20 protein-coding genes are annotated in these 18,446 nt (G+C 43.7%); 8 read left to right on the forward strand and 12 right to left on the reverse strand.

Going from position 1 to position 18,446, the window contains the following annotated elements; all coding sequences use genetic code 11:
• Positions 1-24 precede the first annotated feature (24 nt).
• The 3 genes from OMP94_RS02700 to OMP94_RS02710 are packed head-to-tail and all read left to right on the forward strand — an operon-like array spanning position 25 to position 2,156.
• Positions 25-798, forward strand: a complete 774-nt coding sequence (locus OMP94_RS02700; protein ID WP_266275717.1) for an HAD family hydrolase — start codon at positions 25-27, stop codon at positions 796-798.
• On the forward strand, positions 776-1,960 hold the full coding sequence (locus OMP94_RS02705; protein ID WP_266275719.1) for a pyridoxal phosphate-dependent aminotransferase: 1,185 nt from the start codon (positions 776-778) through the stop codon (positions 1,958-1,960). Before OMP94_RS02700 ends, OMP94_RS02705 begins: the two co-directional genes overlap by 23 nt.
• On the forward strand, positions 1,950-2,156 hold the full coding sequence (locus OMP94_RS02710; RefSeq protein WP_266275721.1) for a (2Fe-2S)-binding protein: 207 nt from the start codon (positions 1,950-1,952) through the stop codon (positions 2,154-2,156). The genes OMP94_RS02705 and OMP94_RS02710 overlap by 11 nt, the downstream gene beginning before the upstream one ends.
• Here OMP94_RS02710 and cysZ read toward each other — a convergent pair.
• The 3 genes from cysZ to queF are packed head-to-tail and all read right to left on the reverse strand — an operon-like array spanning position 2,137 to position 4,558.
• A complete protein-coding gene (gene cysZ, locus OMP94_RS02715) occupies positions 2,137-2,889 on the reverse strand; it encodes a sulfate transporter CysZ (protein WP_266275723.1) in 753 nt (250 codons plus the stop codon). The genes OMP94_RS02710 and cysZ overlap by 20 nt on opposite strands.
• Positions 2,882-4,165 carry an FGGY-family carbohydrate kinase gene (locus OMP94_RS02720; RefSeq protein WP_266275725.1) on the reverse strand — a complete coding sequence of 428 codons (1,284 nt, stop codon included), beginning with the start codon at positions 4,163-4,165 and terminating at the stop codon, positions 2,882-2,884. Before OMP94_RS02720 ends, cysZ begins: the two co-directional genes overlap by 8 nt.
• A 3-nt stretch (positions 4,166-4,168) precedes the next feature.
• Positions 4,169-4,558 carry a preQ(1) synthase gene (gene queF, locus OMP94_RS02725; protein WP_266275743.1) on the reverse strand — a complete coding sequence of 130 codons (390 nt, stop codon included), beginning with the start codon at positions 4,556-4,558 and terminating at the stop codon, positions 4,169-4,171.
• A 59-nt stretch (positions 4,559-4,617) separates the two neighbouring features.
• On the opposite strand from queF, the gene zipA reads away from it, so the two are divergent.
• The 5 genes from zipA to yjgA are packed head-to-tail and all read left to right on the forward strand — an operon-like array spanning position 4,618 to position 9,390.
• Positions 4,618-5,406 (forward strand): cell division protein ZipA, encoded by a 789-nt coding sequence (gene zipA, locus OMP94_RS02730; protein ID WP_266275745.1) that lies wholly within the window; start codon positions 4,618-4,620, stop codon positions 5,404-5,406.
• Complete coding sequence (gene ligA / locus OMP94_RS02735; protein ID WP_266275747.1) at positions 5,393-7,408, forward strand: NAD-dependent DNA ligase LigA; 2,016 nt, start codon at positions 5,393-5,395, stop codon at positions 7,406-7,408. The genes zipA and ligA overlap by 14 nt, the downstream gene beginning before the upstream one ends.
• Positions 7,405-8,448 carry an anthranilate phosphoribosyltransferase gene (locus OMP94_RS02740; RefSeq protein ID WP_266275749.1) on the forward strand — a complete coding sequence of 348 codons (1,044 nt, stop codon included), beginning with the start codon at positions 7,405-7,407 and terminating at the stop codon, positions 8,446-8,448. Before ligA ends, OMP94_RS02740 begins: the two co-directional genes overlap by 4 nt.
• Positions 8,445-8,861, forward strand: coding sequence for a secondary thiamine-phosphate synthase enzyme YjbQ (locus tag OMP94_RS02745; RefSeq protein ID WP_266275751.1), 417 nt, complete (start codon positions 8,445-8,447; stop codon positions 8,859-8,861). The genes OMP94_RS02740 and OMP94_RS02745 overlap by 4 nt, the downstream gene beginning before the upstream one ends.
• A 4-nt stretch (positions 8,862-8,865) precedes the next feature.
• Entirely contained in the window at positions 8,866-9,390 is a 525-nt protein-coding gene (gene yjgA / locus OMP94_RS02750) for a ribosome biogenesis factor YjgA (RefSeq protein WP_266275753.1), read from the forward strand.
• Between the two features lie 6 nt (positions 9,391-9,396).
• On the opposite strand, the gene OMP94_RS02755 is transcribed toward yjgA, so the two are convergent.
• The 9 genes from OMP94_RS02755 to yhbY all read right to left on the reverse strand — a co-directional run bounded on the left by OMP94_RS02755 (position 9,397) and on the right by yhbY (position 18,401).
• Entirely contained in the window at positions 9,397-10,596 is a 1,200-nt protein-coding gene (locus OMP94_RS02755) for an ATP-binding protein (protein WP_266275755.1), read from the reverse strand.
• Positions 10,597-10,741: 145 nt separating this feature from the next.
• Positions 10,742-11,419, reverse strand: coding sequence for a response regulator transcription factor (locus OMP94_RS02760; RefSeq protein WP_266275757.1), 678 nt, complete (start codon positions 11,417-11,419; stop codon positions 10,742-10,744).
• 9 nt (positions 11,420-11,428) lie between these two features.
• Positions 11,429-11,716: a PepSY domain-containing protein gene (locus tag OMP94_RS02765; RefSeq protein WP_266275759.1), complete on the reverse strand. Its 288-nt coding sequence runs from the start codon at positions 11,714-11,716 to the stop codon at positions 11,429-11,431.
• Between the two features lie 84 nt (positions 11,717-11,800).
• Entirely contained in the window at positions 11,801-12,208 is a 408-nt protein-coding gene (locus OMP94_RS02770) for a c-type cytochrome (protein ID WP_266275761.1), read from the reverse strand.
• A 115-nt stretch (positions 12,209-12,323) separates the two neighbouring features.
• Positions 12,324-12,866: a glycine zipper 2TM domain-containing protein gene (locus OMP94_RS02775; protein ID WP_266275763.1), complete on the reverse strand. Its 543-nt coding sequence runs from the start codon at positions 12,864-12,866 to the stop codon at positions 12,324-12,326.
• Between the two features lie 113 nt (positions 12,867-12,979).
• Complete coding sequence (gene hrpA / locus OMP94_RS02780; protein WP_266276440.1) at positions 12,980-16,837, reverse strand: ATP-dependent RNA helicase HrpA; 3,858 nt, start codon at positions 16,835-16,837, stop codon at positions 12,980-12,982.
• A 172-nt stretch (positions 16,838-17,009) separates the two neighbouring features.
• A complete protein-coding gene (locus OMP94_RS02785; RefSeq protein ID WP_266275765.1) occupies positions 17,010-17,471 on the reverse strand; it encodes a pentapeptide repeat-containing protein in 462 nt (153 codons plus the stop codon).
• 21 nt (positions 17,472-17,492) lie between these two features.
• Complete coding sequence (locus OMP94_RS02790; protein WP_266275768.1) at positions 17,493-18,092, reverse strand: nitroreductase family protein; 600 nt, start codon at positions 18,090-18,092, stop codon at positions 17,493-17,495.
• 15 nt (positions 18,093-18,107) lie between these two features.
• A complete protein-coding gene (yhbY, locus tag OMP94_RS02795; RefSeq protein WP_266275770.1) occupies positions 18,108-18,401 on the reverse strand; it encodes a ribosome assembly RNA-binding protein YhbY in 294 nt (97 codons plus the stop codon).
• Positions 18,402-18,446 lie beyond the last annotated feature (45 nt).

Here is an 18,446-nt window from a genome sequence, read left to right on the forward strand (position 1 = left end):
CAAAAATTGATGGAAAAACGATTTATGAGTGCATTAAAAGCGGTTATTTTCGATGTGGATGGCACATTGGCTGAAACAGAGCGTGACGGGCACCGTGTCGCCTTTAATCGCGCATTTATCGATAATGGTCTAGATTGGCATTGGGATCCGATTTTATACGGCGAATTGTTGGCCGTAACTGGTGGGCGCGAACGAATTCGTTACTATCTGGAAAACTTTCATTTGCAATGTGGTTTTAATGGCGATCCATCCGCCATTCTAGACAAGGTGCATGGTGATAAAACTCGCCACTACGGCCAGTTATTGAATGAGAAGAATATTCATCTTCGCATTGGTGTTAAGCGTTTAATCAATGAGTGTCGTGAAGCCGGACTTCGTCTTGCTATAGCAACGACAAGCATGCCGGAAAATGTACGCGGTTTAATTAAAAACACCTTGGGTGATGAAGCCATTCACTGGTTTGATTGTATTGCCGATGGCAGTAGTGTCGGGCCCAAAAAACCTGCCTCAGATGTTTATCATTATTGTTTAGATAAAATGAGTCTTTCGCCTGAGGATTGTTTGGTGATTGAGGATTCTGCGAATGGCTTACAGGCGGCGCTTGGTGCAAACTTGCAAACCCTGATCACAACTAATAATTACACTGAGTCGGAGGACTTTACCGGTGCGTTGAGTGTCATTAATCAGCTTGGCGATCCAAATGAGCCAACAACCGTTATTGCTGGGCAAGCGATTAGTGATAACTACATTTCTGTAAATACATTAAGGGAGCTTCATGGCAAAGCATTTGCCTATTAGTCAGCGTGCGGAGAATATTGCGCCGTTTCATGTGATGGATATTCTGGGGCGTGCGAAAGCGCTAGAAGCACAAGGTAGGGATATTATTCATCTTGAGATTGGTGAACCTGACTTTCCAACACCACAGCCGATTATTGATGCTGGTATTAAATCGCTACAACAACAGCAAACTTTTTACACACCGTCACTTGGTTTACCAGAGCTTAGAGTGGCCATCGCGGGTTGGTATCAACAGCGTTATGGCGTAACCATTAGTGCCAATCGTGTCGTAGTCACGCCAGGCGCGTCTGGCGCATTATTACTGGTGATGGGGGCATTATTAGAACAAGGCAAAAATGTGCTAATGGCTGATCCCGGTTATCCCTGTAATCGCCACTTTGCTAGTTTTGTTTCAGGCAAAGCCAAATCAATTCCAGTTGATGCCAGTTCTGATTTTCAATTAACACCACAACATATTGCTGAATATTGGGATAAAGACAGTCAATTAGCCCTAGTCGCATCTCCATCAAACCCTACAGGGACAGTATTAGAAAAGCCTGCTTTAAAAGCGCTAGCAGAGGCTGTCAAAGCACAAAACGGTACCTTGATTGTTGATGAGATTTATCATGGTCTTACCTATGACAATATCGATTTACCTACGGCGTTATCCGTCGATGATGACGCCATTGTCATTAATAGTTTTTCCAAGTTTTTTGGTATGACTGGTTGGCGCTTAGGTTGGGCTATTGTGCCCGAGGCGCTGGTTGAAGTGATGGATAGATTGGCTCAGAATCTTTATTTAGCAGCACCTACCGTTGCACAATATGCGGCATTAGCTGCATTTGACAACCAAACTTTGGCAATGCTTGAATCGCGTCGCCAGCTTTTAGAACAGCGAAGAGACTTTTTGTTACCCGCCTTATCCGAGCTAGGCTTTAAGGTCGCCGGTAAACCGCAAGGTGCATTTTATTTATATGCCGATTGCAGTCAGTTATTAAATGATGAAATCCCCGACAGTATGGCGCTATCCAAATATTTACTTGATAAAGCAGGTGTTGCGATTACACCCGGTAATGACTTTGGTTCACATTTGAGCCATCAATATTGTCGTTTTGCTTACACTAACGATATTGCCCGAATGACAATGGCAATCGAGCGAATCAGAGACGTAAATGGCAACTGAAGATCCAGAAGAAATCATTTGTGATTGTAGTGGTACCACACGCGGCAAAATTTTAAGCTTTGTCGCTCAAGGTATCGTTGATTCCGATACCATTTCACGTAAAACCGGTTGTATCTCAGGTTGCGGCTCTTGCGACTGGGAGATTGAAATGCTGCTAGATAAAGCGGTTCAAGATCTTACGTCACAGGATGACTAGGCAAACTTTTTAAACGCTCAACATAAAGTTGTGTTGCACCGGCTGTTGCTGCGGGGATCACCAGAAAGTTAATGATGGGGATCATCGTTGCGCCCAGCGTTGTCATGCCAAATCCTAAAGCCAAGCCTCGTTTTTGTCTTAGTAAAGCGCGTTGCTGCGGAAAGTTTAATAAATGATTGCCTAAAGGGTAATCATGATAATCCAGCGCCAATGTCCAACTTGAAAAGCCAATCCAAAGTAGTGGGGCTATGAGGTTTAGTCCCGGGATCCACGAAAGCAGCAGTAAAGGCAGCATCCATTTCAATAAATAGCCTAATTTTCGAAGTTCGTTCCAAATCATTCTTGGCGTATCAGCAATTAACTGAAGTGTGGTTTGCTCCGGCGGTGCTTGATTCGATAAACGTTTTTCAACAGCTTCAGCTAGCAAACCATTAAAGGGCGCCGCTACGATATTGGCTAAAATGGTAAAAGTGAAAAACACGATAATAATAATTAGCACTGCGAATAATGGCCAAAGCAGCCACATCAAAATATTACTTAACCACTCTGGTAACCATGTTGGTGTCAGTGCCGTCATCCAGTAATCAAATTGACTAACGCCATACCAAATAGCAGCGCTAAACAGCAGGGTATTAATCAAAAGTGGAATAAACGCAAAACGCCGGACGCCGGGTTGATTAATCAGCGAAAAGCCATTTATTAAATAACGTGCACCACGTATAAAATCACCCACGGTTCACCTCAAAGTTGTTTAAGCCATTTTTAGCCAGTAATGCCGCGCCAAATGCTGCTTGTGTATGGCTTGCATTGGCAAATGGGATATTGAGAATATGTTGTCGGATCGTTGTCCAAACTGGGTTTTGTGCACCACCACCGACGGTTCTTATTGATGTTGGTGTTGTGCCCGTTAACAGCTGTAATTTGTCGTAACCCGCTTTTTCAATATTAGCGATGCCCTTGAAAATGCCATGCAAAAACAGGCTATCACGCTCAGGTCGAGGCGTTAAGACAGCTTGCTTTTCAGGATCCGCAACTGGAAAACGTTCACCAATTTCAATCAACGGATAATAATCTGGCGGTGTTTGCTTAACATCAATTTGGTGAGATAACGCGGTTATTTGCTCGGTAGTAAAAAACGACTTTAATACTGCGCCACCGGTATTTGAGGCGCCGCCGACTAACCACAAATCACCCAATTTATGACTGTAAACCCCAAGCCCCGCAGAAAAAACAGGCTTATCGGTAATCATTTTTAAGACTAAGGTTGAGCCAATAGAGCTGACGGCTTCGCCAAGTTTGGAGACACCCGTTGCGATAAATGCCGCCATGCTATCGGTCGTACCGGCAATGATCTTAGGAGGCGTTTTTTGGGCTAAACCCAGTAATTGCATGAGTGTTTCAGACATTTTGCCAATCGGTGTGCCAGGCGCAACGACTTTGGGCAGATGCTGTTGAGAGGTAATGGAGGCAATCCAATCTGGCCAACATTGGTTTTCAATATCAAAGCCTGATTTGAGGGCATTGTTGTAATCAGTAATCCCGACATCACTGCCTAATTGCATATTTATCCAATCAGCTTGATGAACAAGATAATGCGGTGATGTGATTTGATGATAACTTTGCAGATAAAGCAGTTTAGCTAAGCCACTACCAGCGCCAATTGCCGCAGACTCTTTTGGGGCGAACGAACTGATTTGTTGGTTATAGTCGTTTGCTATCGAGTCGTTATAGAGCAACATCTCGGTGAGTGGTTCACCATTAACATCACAAACTAAAACAGAGCCAGAGGTAGCATCAACTGCAATGGCACTGATATCAGTGTTCTGTAGCGTGTCTACCGCATCTTTAAGTAGTTGGTAAACAAACTGCCATTGTTCAGTTGGGGTAGGGTAGGTTTGACCAGTAAACTGGCTATGTTTTTCAAAAACGACAGATTCTTGTTGATTGATAGCAATGACTCGGCACCCGGAGGTGCCAAGATCAATGCCCAGCCAGACGGTGTCAGGCATTATTTAAGGTAGAACTACCGGTGTTGGTGCAACCCAGCCTTCTTTGCGGTATTCGGCAACCACATTGGTATAAACACCGCCACGAACATTAAAAATGCCCGTTACACGCATAAAACGTGGATTAGTGACTGCAACCAAATCATCCAAAATTTGATTGGTTAATTTTTCATGGAAACCGCCTTCTTCACGGAAAGACCAGAAGTACAGTTTCAGTGCTTTTAACTCGACGCATTTCAAATCAGGTACGTAGTCGATCTTAATTGTGGCAAAATCCGGTTGACCTGTTTTAGGACATAAACAAGTAAACTCCGGTGTTTCAATGTGAATGGTATAATCGCGCTCTGGAGCTGCGTTATCAAAGGTTTCAAGTTGTTTGCTTGGTTGCGTGGACATCGGTAGTCTCTATGGTTTAAACAAACCCGTATTATCCCTGAGTTGGCAGATTAAATTAAGTGTTAGAAATCATTGTATTGATCATTGTCGTGTTGATAGCCATCGCTGTTGTTGGTTTTGTCAGCCATCATCGAAACCAAAAATTAGCGAGTGAATTTGAGCGCGAGCTTGAACATGAAGACGCTGCCAGCGGCGATTTTCATGCGCGCTACGATGATGTTTTTAAGCGCGAAGATGATGCGGTTTATTACGATGATGATACGGTCACTCCTGATACCGATGATGAAACAGAAGACAAAGTCACAATAACGCAACGTGAAGTAACCGAACCAGAACCATTCGTAGAACCAGAACCAGAACCAGAGCCAGAGCAAGCTCCCGTTGCAGCTGAGATTGAACCAGACTGGGATTTAGTGATTGCCTTAACTTTGATGGCGCCTGCCGATCGTTTATTTACAGGGCGCGCGGTTAAAAATGCACTTGATAATCAGGATCTGCACTTTGGTGATATGCAGATTTATCACCGTTACGCTGTTGGTAGTCGCAAAAACAGCCTATTTAGTGTGGCGAATATTCTTGATCCCGGTACTTTTTTACCGGCTGAATTAATTTCGATGAAAACGCCGGGTGTATTACTTTTTGCCAAGCTCCCTGGGCCGGTAAATGGACTCGCCGTTTTGGATGCGATGCTAGATTGCGCGAATCAAATGGCGGAACAATTAGACGGTGTAGTGTGTGATGAAACCCGTCAGCCGCTAACGGATGCTTCACTGGAAAATATGCGTTCACGTATTTTTGAGCTCAATTTACAACTACAAAATAACGCTCGCCCATATGACGATCTCTGAGGCCATCCAATCACGCGTCGCCGAGCTTCGCGAGACAATTAACGAACTGAATTTCCAGTATTACAGTCAGGATGAACCCGGTGCGAGTGATGCGGAATATGATCGGCTTTTTGCTGAACTCAAAGCGTTAGAGTCACAATATCCAGAATTACAGACGGTTGATTCCCCGACGCAACGTGTTGGCGCAGCGCCATTAACAAAGTTCACTCAAATAACACACAGCTTGCCGATGTTGTCGCTGGACAATGTTTTTGATGAAAGTGAATTAACGGCATTTGATCAACGCGTTAAAGATCGCCTTAATAGCGATCAAAATATTACCTATGTTGCAGAGCCAAAACTTGATGGTTTAGCTATTAGTATTCGCTATGAAAACGGCGTTTTGGTTTATGCAGCAACTCGCGGTGATGGCACTGTGGGTGAAGATGTCACAGCAAATGTGAAAACAATACGTAACGTTCCATTAAAGTTACAAGGCGATAACATCCCTGATGTTGTTGAGTTACGTGGCGAAATCTACATGCCTAAGGCTGGATTTGAACGTTTAAACGAACAGCAACTTGCTGAAGGCAAAAAAATCTTCGTAAACCCACGAAATGCAGCAGCAGGTTCACTGCGCCAATTAGATTCGCAAATTACGGCGAGTCGCCCACTTGCTTTGTATTGTTACTCGTTAGGTGATGTCGAGGGTATTGAACGTCCGGAAAGTCATCAACAAGCCATGGCGATGATTGCGGGGTGGGGCGGTGCTGTTTGTCCAGAGATTCAAGTGTTACATGATGTGAATGCTTGTTTTGATTACTTACATCAATTAGCCGAAAAGCGTCCAGAATTGCCCTATGAAATCGATGGTGTTGTTTTCAAAGTAAACGATACTAATCTACAAAACCGGCTTGGATTTGTGTCGCGAGCACCTAGATGGGCAATTGCCTATAAATTTCCAGCACAAGAGGAAATGACGCAGGTTGAGGCCATAGAAATACAAGTTGGTCGTACGGGAGCATTAACGCCTGTTGCACGCTTAAAACCAGTATTTGTTGGTGGTGTCACAGTGAGTAATGCCACGTTGCACAACGAAGATGAAGTGCGTCGTAAAGATGTACGTATCGGTGACACCGTCATTGTGCGTCGTGCTGGCGATGTTATTCCAGAGGTTGTTGGTGTTGTTGCTGCTAAACGTCCTGACAATGCCATTGAGTTTGTTATGCCGACGCAATGTCCGGTATGTGATTCTGATGTTGAGCGTGCTGAAGGTGAAGCAGTAGCGCGTTGTAGCGGTGGTTTATACTGTGCTGCGCAACGTAAAGAAGCACTAAAACATTTTGCCTCACGTAAAGCCATGGATATTGATGGCTTGGGTGATAAGTTGGTTGAGCAGTTGGTAGATGCAGAATTAATTAAGGATCCCGCTGACTTATTCCAATTAACTGTTGAGCAGTTGATGGGCCTTGATCGAATGGGGGAGAAATCAGCCGGTAATCTTGTGGCTGCACTTCAGGCTGCTAAACAAACCAAATTTGCCCGTTTTCTTTATGCATTGGGAATTCGAGAGGTTGGTGAAGCGACAGCAAGAGCTTTGTCACTGCACTTTTTAGATCTGCCAAGTCTTAAACAAGCTACAGAAGCACAATTATTGGAAATCGAAGATGTTGGTCCGGTAGTCGCACAACATATTGTGACCTTCTTTGAACAGCCTCATAACCTTGAAGTCATTGATAGATTATTAGCTTCAGGTATTGATTGGCCTGAAGAAAAACCAGCTTTTGCTGATTCCGAATTAAATGGCAAAACTATCGTATTAACCGGCACCTTAGTGAATTTTTCGCGAAGTGAAGCGAAAGAAAAACTATTGGCTTTAGGCGCTAAAGTCGCAGGAAGTGTATCAGCCAAAACTGACTTTGTTGTCGCTGGCAGCGATGCGGGTTCAAAATTAACCAAAGCCGAATCTCTTGGTATTACCGTTGTAGACGAAGCACAATTACAACAATGGATTAGCTCATGACAGCTGTTGCTGAAGCCATCAAAAAGGTCGCCACAGGGCCACACTTAAGCAAAGACTTATCACTTGAGGAAAGTCGTGATGCGATGTTGGAAATTCTGACCGGGAAAGTTGATCCCGTTCAAGCTGCCGTTTTGCTTATCGCACTTCGTATGAAGCGCGAAACCGATGATGAAAACCTTGGCATGTTACAAGCTTTGCAACAGGTTACTGGGCAAGTTGAACTGGATTTAGCCGATGTTTTATTAATGGCTGATCCCTTTAATGGCTTTAATCGTCATTGTCCTGTTGCTGCATTCTTACCAGCTGTTTTGGCTGCTTGTGGTCTGCCAACGGTGTCGCAAGGTGTTTATGAAATGGGGCCCAAATTTGGTGTTACCCATGCCAAAGTTTTAGAGGCGGCAGGCTTACCAATCAATCTGACGACTGAGCAGATTCAGCATCAATTGCAAAACGTAGATTGTGGTTGGGCATACAGTGATCAGGCGCAGACTTCACCAGCGATCTTTGCACTTCAACATTTGCGTAAGTTAATGATTAAACGGCCGAGTATTGCGACATTAGAAAAGCTACTTCTGCCTGTTAAAGCGAAACGCACCCATTTGATGGTTGGGTTTGTACATAAAGCCTATCCGCCTGTTTTGGATTTTTTAGCGAGAAATATTGGCTTTGATACTGCCTTTATTATTCGGGGGCTTGAAGGTGGCGTAGTGCCAACCATTCGCGAAACGTCGATGAATCATTTGATGCATGACGGTACATTACACCCGATGCCAATTCACCCAGCTGATTTTGGTATTGAGCAAGAAACACGTGGTGTCATGGCGGCAGATGAACAGCCAACAGCGAAAGAAACAGCAGCATTGGGTTTAGCGGCTTTAAATGGTGAAAAAGGTGCTGCCCGCGACGTATTGATACTCGGCGGAGCCATGTCTTTATTACAATGTTATGGCCATGAGTCACCACAAATGGCTGCGGATATGGTTCGTGAAGTGTTAGATAACGGTAAAGCCTTAAAGCATTTTAATCAGGCCAAACAATGATCTTTCAGCAGACCTTACAATTTGCGACTAATGGCCGCAGTACGCAAAACATCACACAAGATGTCGACCGTATTATTCAACAATCAGGTATTCAAACTGGCACCTGTCATGTGTTTGTTCAACATACCAGTGCTTCACTGATGATTTGTGAAAATGCCGATCCTGATGTACGAGTCGATCTTGAGACTTATATGCAGCATATCGTTCCTGATGGTGATCCTATGTTTCTTCATCAAGACGAAGGTCCTGATGATATGAGTGCACATATACGGACAGTATTAACCAATCCTGATTTAACTGTTCCGGTCATCAATGGACATAGTGCATTAGGTATTTGGCAGGGAATATATTTGTGGGAACACCGTACCCAACGCCATCAGCGTCGGGTTATCGTGACAGTACAAGGTGAATAAGGTCATGCAAGACGATTGGGATAATGAGTTGGATTATGATGAGTTTGATGAATCGGAAGATTTAGTCAGCAAATCACAAATCAAACGTGAGTTAAATGAATTAAAGGATCTTGGTCGCGAACTGATTGCGTTACCAAAAGATGAACTGCTTAAATTGGATTTGCCTGAAAACCTGCAAGAAGCCGTATTAACTGCACATGGATTGCAAAAAGGGGCATTAAAACGTCAAACAGGTTATGTCGGTGGCTTAGTTGCTAAAAGTGACTATGAGTCGATTAAAAAGCAGCTTTCCGTGCTGAAACAACCGCAACGTGAAGCCAAACAACGACTGCATCAACTAGAAGATTGGCGTGACAGACTATTAGCTGGTGATAATTTAATTGTGACGGAACTGCATAATCAGTTTGAAGATTTTGATGGTCAACATGTACGCCAATTAGTGCGTAACGCGAAGCGTGAGGCTCAACAAAATCAGCCACCGAAGTCTGCAAGATTATTGTTTAAATATATTCAGCAACTATCTGATTAAAAAGGTTTATTGATCAGGAATTACGATAATAAAGCAGGCGCCGCCAAGGTGGCTTTTTTCTACCTTGATGGTGCCTTCGTAAGCTTCCACAATATCACTAACTATCGCTAATCCAAGACCATGACCTTCGACTTGTGTATCAAATCGACGGCCACGTTTGATGATATTTTTGCCGGCAAGTAAGGGAATGCCATTACCATCATCTTCAATGCAGATAACCACTTGTTGGTTCTTGGATTGAATGACGATATTCACCTGCTTTTTACAGTATTTGTATGCATTTTCTAGTAAGTTACCGAGCAACTCATACATATCGTCTTCATCGGCATGAATGAAGGCGTCGCGTTCAATCTCAAATTGACTATGGATTTCTTTCTGCTGATAGACCTTTTTCAGCGAACTGATGATTTTGTGGCTAATCTCACCAAGCGACACTGGTGCTAATAAATTGCTTTTACCCTCTGTCGCAGCTCGCTGTAGTTGGTAATCAACCAACTGATTAATTCGTTGTAACTGCTCTTGGCCGATGTTTTTGAAATGGTCAAAATCCTGACTGTTATCAAGCTCTGTTCGTAATACAGCTAAGGGCGTTTTAAGACTATGCGCTAAGTCTGCAAGTGAATTTTTATAACGCTGGCGACGACTTTGCTCGTGGTCTAACAGATTATTAATATTTTGCGTCAGTTGCTGTAATTCCATTGGGTACTCACCCGTGAGGCGAGGGTGTTCACCGGTTTCAATGGCATGTAAATCTTTAGCTGCACCGGTCAGTGGTCTAAGGCTCCAACGTAAAATTAACCACTGCGCGATAAGTAACATTAGCCCTGTACCACCGAGCCAATACCAAAGATTACGTTGGAAGTCGGCGGTCTGCGCCTCCAGCATCAGTTGGTCTTCAGCAACATTAATGGTGTAGTCAAAGCCAAGCCCATGATCATTTTCCCAAACAACACCAAAAGCCAAATTGCTTAGTTTCATGCCATTGTGAAGCTCAATAACTGAGTATTGCTCAACAGATGGTCCTGGATGAAAGGGAAGTGCTAGAAACAAGCCAATGGCAGATGGCGACTGCCAGATAACTTGGTCACCACTGGTAATTTGGGCATACAAACCCGAGTTTGGGATCGAAAATTTTTGCTCTAATAATTTCTCCGGCATCATCAATTCACCAGTATTGGTCAATTCGGCAGCCGTTAAAATTGTCATAACATAGCTATGTAATCTCTGTTTTTGTGCTGTTTCTGCATTGCTTTTAAAAGCGTTATTAAGACTAAAAGCGGATAAACCTAAAAACGCGCCAAGTACCAGAGATACGGCTATTAAGAGACGGTTGGAAAGGGATAATCGCGGGTTAATCACGAGGCAAAGTTAGCCTATAACCGCGACCACGCAGGGTTTCGATTGGATTGATATCTTTATCCGGGTCCAGTTTGCCACGAAGCCTTTTAACAAATACCTCGATAACATTACTGTCACGATCTTGATCCATTTCATAAATGTGATCGGTGAGTTCTGTTTTTGAGATAACTTCGCCAGCATGCAGCATTAAATAATGTAGCAGGCGATATTCGTAAGCAGTCAGCTCGATAGGTTCTTGATTAAGAAAAACCTGTTGTGAGCTTGGATTAAGCTCAATCGGACCACAACTTAAGGTTGCGTTTGCCCAGCCAGAAGCACGACGGGCGAGGGCATTAAGTCTTGCTAGTAATTCTTCAAAGTGGAATGGCTTAACCAAATAATCGTCAGCACCAGCCTCAAGCCCGACGACTTTATCTTGCCAGCGACCGCGTGCGGTCAGAATAAGGATAGGGTATTTCTTGCCTTGCTCGCGTAATGATTCGATAACTTCAATGCCAGAGAGTTTAGGTAGCCCTAAGTCAACAATAGCAACGTCATAAGGGTATTCGCAGCCCATAAAAAGGCCTTCCTCGCCATCAGCAATCGCATCAACGGTCAAATTATGGCTTCGCAGTAATTGTGCGGTTTGTTCGCGAAGTGAGGCTTCATCCTCAATTAACAAAATACGCATGGAAGTTATTTACATCCTTTGGCCGGTATCTCGGTCAATTCGGTAAGTTTTTACTTTGCCATCAACGTGCAAAACTTTGACACGGTAAACGTTATGATCGTAATACAGCTCTTCTTGAACAGAAAGCACTCGTCCGCCAGTTTCAACACGAGCTAGTTCAGCTGCCGTGTTTTTCGTTAACGGTAATGCGATATCGTTAACGCTGGTACCTGGCTCAGCATCATCCGGTAAATGTTTCGCTATTGATGGCATGGGTGCCAACATTGTAAGTATTAGCAGAGTATGCAGTAAACGCATGACAGACCTTAATTATTTCTCTTTAAATAGTAATTTTTATATTTATATGCAAATGCCTAGTGTTAACTTAAAGGCATTTAAACATTATTGTGCTTTTTCTGGCTTCACAGGCCCAATTGCACCATCGGCTCGCGCCTTTAGGTAACGATAAATATCTTCGCGTCCTTTCATTACCTGAGGATTTCCCGACCACGCTGGCATCATACCAATTTGGCCCATTTTTCCTTTAGCAACGACCTCTAAAAATGTCTCATAAGTAATTTTATTTAGACTTTCAGCAAGATTAGGCCCAGCTAGACCTTGACCGAATGTACCGTGACAACGAGCACACCAATTTCGGTAGAGCGTGTATCCCTTAAAGGTATCCGCATCTACTTGGTTACCATTTTTTACGGTATAGGGTTGTACTTGGGCATGCGCACCAGATACCGATAACGCAAACAAGCTCACGCCAATTAGTATCTTTAGCCGGTTTAAATTTGTATTAACCATAAATTATTCCTTTAACGGTTTTACAAGCATGCTTTTACAAGTTAATCACTATAAGGTGAAAAGCAATACATTTTATACGGGATTTGCCGCATCCCTGCGGTGAAATCCCTAAAAATTAATAATAACGACGTGAAGGTTTAGCTACTACGTCAACTGGTATGAATTTACCAGGGTGATGTTCCATAAATGTCGTGTAGTCACGACCTTTATAGCGATAGCCAACTTCATAACCATCAATACGTTGTTCGTAGCGATCTTGGTAATGCACATCGCATTGCTCACGGTAACTATAGTCACCACCACGATACTGATTATTCATATCACGACCGATAGAACCACCTAATAAGGCACCCGCGACAGTCATTGCTGTTTGGCCACTACCTCCGCCAAACTGATTACCAATGACACCACCGATAATGCCGCCAGCAATAGTGCTGGTATAAGACTGTTGTGGACTACGGCGGTAGTCTCGGGTTTCATAACATTCGTGAACTGGAGTAGTGACACGAACATCGGTATAAACAGGTTCGACCCAAGTGACCTTGGCACGATCTTGACCACCTTGATCGTAATGTCGATATTTATCGCCAGCCATTACTGCTGATGAAGACAAGGTCAGCAGTGTTACCATGCCTAATGTTGTTATTGTATTTTTCATCACAGCGCTCCTTTTCTTAGCTGTTGGTTGCAGATTAACAATCTGTAACTGAACTATGACTGAACGCTTTGTTAAATTGGGTAAGGTTTTTTAAATTTGTATCAAGGGCTTTTTCAGCAGCTTGACCATTGTTTTTCAAGTCGTTTTGCAGAGACTGATTGGGCTGTTCCAACTTCTTGAGCAAACACTGAAATCCGAAACTCTTCAATCATCCAACGGTACTCATCACGTTCTACAGATGGGGCGCGATGAATATTCTGTAAGTATCGACGCCAGTGTGGACTGACCTCATTTTGTCTTTGTTTATCTTTGGCTGGATCTGTTTTTAACTTATCAAGTCGTAGACCAATTGCACGGAAGTAAGCCGGTAAACGTTTTAACGCAGCATCAGGTAAATCATGAACAAAACCTTGGTACAACAAATGTTGCAGCTGTTCACGAATATCTTGCACTGCATGCATTGCTGCCATTGGCAGGCTACCTGATAAACGTTTAGCAATCGCGTGATACTCTTTGAGCGCCTCGGCTATCACCGATGCTAAATCCGTTGCCGTATTTATAAGATGTTTACGCTCTTCAGCGAGCCGTTGTTCGAACTCTGCTTGGCTTCGTGGCCATGGTCGGTCGAGTAAAAAGCATCGATCAACAGCAACTTGAATCAAATCATTTTTTAATTGTTCACAGGGTGTTTGATCGCTTTTGTTCTCGTCATATGGCGAAGGCGGCACATTGGCATAATGCAGGCACATGGTTTTGATATCTGGCAGTTGTTTTTGCAGATATTTAACTGTGTCTTTTTCCGCCAGCATAAATAAGCGTCTTAACCCCTTAAAGGTTTGCGTATCGGCCTGGGCTTGAGTATCTAACAGTGTCAGATCAACATGGTCACCTTTATCTACCAATGCAGGGTAGGCAGTGATTTCAATACCATTTTGTTCCATAACAATCGTGGCGGGTAAATCCCCAAAAGACCATTGGGTCAGCCCGGTTTTTTCATATTCACTATCGGGCATTTGACGGAAGCTGTCAGCGGCTTCATTGGCCCAATCATTTTTTAACTGGCCAAGATCACGGCTTTGCTCAAGCAACTTGCCGGTTTCATCCACTAAGCGGAAATTCATCTGTAGATACAGCGGTAATTCTTCCAAGCGCCAGTCGGCGGGCTTGATATCAACACCCCTTAATTTACGCAGTGCCTCACTTAAAGCAGGCAGCAGGGCACCTTGTTCTGGTGAAATCAAATCCAAAGCTCGGTCAGCAAACTGCGGTACGGGAATAAAGTGACGGCGTAACGACTTTGGCAACGACTTGAGTAAGAAAATGACCTTGTCTCTCAGTAGACCTGGTACCAACCATTCATATCGTTCAGGTTGCGTCTGGTTTAACAATGAAAGTGGAATCGTCTGGGTAATACCGTCTTGCTGCTTGCCCGGCTCAAAATGATACTCAAGTGGCAATGCCACACGATTCACCATTAACTGATCAGGGTAGGCATCAATGGTGACCTGATCAGCTTCATGCTGCATCAAGGCTTCACGAGTTAAAAACAGCAAATTTGGCTCTTTTTGCTGTGTCTTTTTACGCCAACGCTCGAATCCAGCACCATTAACAATGTCAGCCGGCACGCGTTGTCGATAGAACTCAAATAAAACATCGTCATCAACAAGTACATCTCGACGACGTGATTTATGTTCTAAAACTGCAATATCTTCAACAAGCTGCTGATTATGTTTAAAGAACGGTGCATTACAGTTGAAATCACCGGCAACTAAGGCCTGACGAATAAAAATTTCGTTTGATAAAGCGCGATCGACTGGGCCGTAATGAATTCTGCGTCGCGTGACGATAGGCAAGCCATAAAGTGTAACGCTCTCAAATGCCACCACTTGTGCTTTTTTCTTTTCCCAGTGTGGATCACTGTATTGACGATTAACAAGATCGCCAGCGACAGGTTCAATCCACTCAGGCTCAATCTTGGCAACAATCCGAGCATAAAGTTGACCTGTTTCAACTAGCTCAGCGGCCATAAGCCATTTAGGACCTTTTTTATGTAAAGCAGAGCCTGGGAAAATTTTCAATTTGAGGTTTCTTGCCCCGGTGTAGCTATGTTGATCTGCTTTAGAGGCAATATTACTCAGCAAACCACTCAGCAATGCTAAATGGATAGCCATGTAATCAGCTGGCTGTTGATTAGGCTTAAAGCCCATCTGCGTAATTTGTACATGGAGCTGCTGGTATATATCCAGCCACTCACGAAGTCTCAAGAAAGACAGAAAGTTTTCTTTACAGAATTTCCGTAACTTGTTTTGAGATAAGTGTTTACGCTTATCTTGATAGAGCGCCCAAAGCTTCAAAAAGGCCAAGAAATCGCTACGTTCATCTTGATACTTTTTATGCGCTTCATCAGCGGCTTGCTGCTTATCCATTGGCCGCTCACGCGGATCTTGAATACTTAATGCACTGGCAATAATCAGAACTTCTTCAAGACTATTTTGGGTATTGGCTGCTAACACCATACGGGCAATACGGGGATCGATTGGCAATTTAGCTAATTGACGACCGATATCGGTAATTTGTCTTTGTCTTGTAACCGCACCAAGTTCTTCTAGAAGACGATAACCATCGTTAATCATCTTTGGAGGTGGTGGATTAATAAACGGAAACTTTGCCGGATCACCGAGTTTTAATGCCGTCATTTGCAAAATAACGGAGGCAAGATTCGTTCGCAGAATTTCAGGATCGGTAAAGTGAGGCCGTGCAATAAAGTCATCTTCATCATAAAGACGAATACAGACACCTGCTGCAACACGACCACAGCGCCCTGAACGCTGATTTGCACTCGATTGTGAAATCTTTTCAATAGGTAGCCGCTGAACTTTATTTCTAACGCTGTAACGACTAATACGCGCTAAGCCAGGGTCTACGACATATCGGATACCCGGCACGGTCAGTGACGTTTCAGCAACGTTAGTGGCTAAGACGATGCGACGTGGACCACCGGTTTTAAAAACACGATTTTGCTCTGCCGCAGATTGGCGGGCGAATAGGGGCAATATTTCGGTATTTGGTGGATGATGTTTTCGCAATGCTTCAGATATATCACGAATATCGCGTTCACCTGATAAAAACACCAGAACATCGCCCGGGCCTTCTTTACACAGCTCATCAACGGCAGCGACGATACCTTCAACAAAGTCATAATCTTCACTGTCTTCATCTTGGCTAAGAAGCGGGCGGTAGCGCACTTCAACAGGATAAGTACGGCCACTAACTTCAATGATCGGCGCATTATTAAAATGCTCAGAGAATCGCGTGGTATCAATCGTTGCAGAAGTAATAATCAGCTTTAAATCTGGACGCTTAGGTAGTAGCTGTTTTAAATAGCCCAGCAAAAAATCGATATTAAGGCTGCGTTCGTGAGCCTCGTCGATAATGATGGTGTCGTATTGGTTTAGAAACTTATCGTTCTGCGTTTCGGCAAGCAGAATACCGTCGGTCATCAGTTTGATATAACTGCTGTCAGCACGAACTTGATCGTGAAAGCGGACTTTATAACCAACGGCTTGGCCAATTTCTGAATTGAGTTCTTCCGCAATACGCGTCGCTACAGTACGAGCGGCAATACGACGCGGTTGAGTATGACCAATTAAGCCGCCAACACCACGACCGATATCTAGGCAGATCTGCGGTAATTGCGTGGTTTTACCCGAGCCTGTTTCACCACAAAGAATAATGACCTGATTGTCAGCGATTGCCTTAGCAATTTCTTCACGTCGGCTAATGACCGGTAAGTCAGCATCAAGCGTTGGTTTAGGTCTATTGGTAAGTCTAGTTTGATATAAGGCAGCAGATTTACTGATTTGCTCAGTGAGTTGCGAAAGCTTTTTTTCATCAGGCTGCTGGTTTTGCTTAAGCGCATTCAAATTACGCTGCAGTCGATGCCGATCTATCAGCATAGTGCTAGACAGCATATTTTCGAGTTGTTGCAATGTGGATGTGGTCAAAAGAAAAACCTACTAGCCTGTGTGATGCGTTTTGACGGCATAGTATAAAGAAATTTCTCGACTTGGTTTGTAAGTCGCAGATAAAACAAAGCCCGCCGAGTGATTTACGCGACGGGCTTTATTAGTTTTGTTAGAAAGATTAGCAGCCGCTGTTGTTAACGCTGCCATCTGGCATCGTGGTATTACAAAACGTTACACCACGGGTTTCCGTTTCTTTCATAGAAGCGCCAGTTAAATTCGCGCCTGTTAAGTCACTAAAAATCATTTGTGCGCCATCAAGGTTGGCATTTTTAAGATTGGCATCAATCAAAATGGTGTAGTCCATTAAGGCGCCTTGCAATTGTGCTGACTCAAGATTTGCACCATGCATTTTTGAGTGGGTGAACCAAGCACCTTTCAGTTTGCTGTTTTGCAGATTAATCTGCTTCAGACTTGATTCGCTTAAATCCGCACCGACTAAATCCTTATCATTTAATGGCGCTTCATTAAGCGTGCAATGGTGACATTGGTTTTCTTTCAACAGGCGCTTTAGATAAATCTCTTCATAAGCGAGCGCACTGGTACTGACCAATAATGTCGTCATTAACAAAACTGATTTCATGCTTGTTCTCCGAACTTATAATTAACGGCTTTTTTGCCAACCACCATGAAAAAACTGTTCAGCTAATGGACGACGTTCTCTAGGGCTAAGTTCCCGATCCATTTGTTCGGCATCAAGTTCATCCAGTGGCGCAGAGTGACCAATGGCAATCATTGACCAAAGTTGCAAATCTTCGGGCAGATCAAATGTTTCGCGTAATTTATCGCCCATAAAGCCACCCATTTGATGCGACATTAAGCCCATCGATGTTGCTTGCAAACATAAGCTGACACTTGCAGCGCCAGTGTCATAGCCAGACCAACGATTCGGTTTGTCGTTGTGGCTAAATTTATCTACTGATGCGGCTAAGATCAGAACAGGCGCATTTTTCGCCCATTGTTGATTACCTTCAACCAAGCAGTTAAAAGCCTGTTGCCAACTGGCTTCATCATGGAATCTATCCCAAATGATAAAACGCCATGGGGCATCACCAAAACAACTTGGTGCCCATCTCGCTGCTTCAGTCAAAGCAATTATTTGCTCTTCAGTAACCGGTGTATTGGCATCGTAAGCACGACCACTCCAACGTTCAGCGATCGTTTTATCAATAGCTACGGCAGTATCTGCTGGTTTTTGAATCATAAGACCCTCTATAAATTAACGTGGCAGGCTGATTTTTGGTTTTTCTGCTGGGCGGTAAAAGCCACCAATATGCCCAATTACCATGACAAGATCTGACTTGGTTTGTTCGGCAATTTCATCAAGCATCACTTTACGATCTGCGCGTTCTTGTCCACTAACGCGCACTTTAATCAGTTCGTGGTGTGATAAAGCTTGTTCAATTTCGTTAATAACAGCAGGGGTCAAGCCACTATTGCCAATCATTACAACTGGTTTTAACGAGTGGGCTTGGCCTTTTAAAAAGCGTCGTTGTTTGTCATTCAATGCCATGAGGTGGTCACCTGTATTAAAATGTGGCGATTATATCAGGATAGC

This window comes from Methylophaga sp. OBS3 (genome assembly GCF_026319325.1).
In the GTDB taxonomy this organism is placed as follows: Bacteria; Pseudomonadota; Gammaproteobacteria; order Nitrosococcales; family Methylophagaceae; genus Methylophaga.

Coding starts and splice junctions, on each gene's coding strand:
- OMP94_RS02745 (WP_266275751.1), top strand. CDS start 8,445: ATGATCTTTCAGCAGACCTTACAATTTGCGACTAATGGCCGCAGTACG.
- yjgA (WP_266275753.1), top strand. CDS start 8,866: ATGCAAGACGATTGGGATAATGAGTTGGATTATGATGAGTTTGATGAA.
- OMP94_RS02760 (WP_266275757.1), bottom strand. CDS start 11,419: ATGCGTATTTTGTTAATTGAGGATGAAGCCTCACTTCGCGAACAAACC.
- OMP94_RS02710 (WP_266275721.1), top strand. CDS start 1,950: ATGGCAACTGAAGATCCAGAAGAAATCATTTGTGATTGTAGTGGTACC.
- OMP94_RS02755 (WP_266275755.1), bottom strand. CDS start 10,596: ATGACAATTTTAACGGCTGCCGAATTGACCAATACTGGTGAATTGATG.
- OMP94_RS02720 (WP_266275725.1), bottom strand. CDS start 4,165: ATGCCTGACACCGTCTGGCTGGGCATTGATCTTGGCACCTCCGGGTGC.
- queF (WP_266275743.1), bottom strand. CDS start 4,558: ATGTCCACGCAACCAAGCAAACAACTTGAAACCTTTGATAACGCAGCT.
- hrpA (WP_266276440.1), bottom strand. CDS start 16,837: ATGCTGTCTAGCACTATGCTGATAGATCGGCATCGACTGCAGCGTAAT.
- OMP94_RS02790 (WP_266275768.1), bottom strand. CDS start 18,092: ATGATTCAAAAACCAGCAGATACTGCCGTAGCTATTGATAAAACGATC.
- OMP94_RS02705 (WP_266275719.1), top strand. CDS start 776: ATGGCAAAGCATTTGCCTATTAGTCAGCGTGCGGAGAATATTGCGCCG.
- OMP94_RS02770 (WP_266275761.1), bottom strand. CDS start 12,208: ATGGTTAATACAAATTTAAACCGGCTAAAGATACTAATTGGCGTGAGC.
- ligA (WP_266275747.1), top strand. CDS start 5,393: ATGACGATCTCTGAGGCCATCCAATCACGCGTCGCCGAGCTTCGCGAG.
- OMP94_RS02785 (WP_266275765.1), bottom strand. CDS start 17,471: ATGAAATCAGTTTTGTTAATGACGACATTATTGGTCAGTACCAGTGCG.
- OMP94_RS02775 (WP_266275763.1), bottom strand. CDS start 12,866: ATGAAAAATACAATAACAACATTAGGCATGGTAACACTGCTGACCTTG.
- OMP94_RS02740 (WP_266275749.1), top strand. CDS start 7,405: ATGACAGCTGTTGCTGAAGCCATCAAAAAGGTCGCCACAGGGCCACAC.
- OMP94_RS02700 (WP_266275717.1), top strand. CDS start 25: ATGAGTGCATTAAAAGCGGTTATTTTCGATGTGGATGGCACATTGGCT.
- OMP94_RS02765 (WP_266275759.1), bottom strand. CDS start 11,716: ATGCGTTTACTGCATACTCTGCTAATACTTACAATGTTGGCACCCATG.
- yhbY (WP_266275770.1), bottom strand. CDS start 18,401: ATGGCATTGAATGACAAACAACGACGCTTTTTAAAAGGCCAAGCCCAC.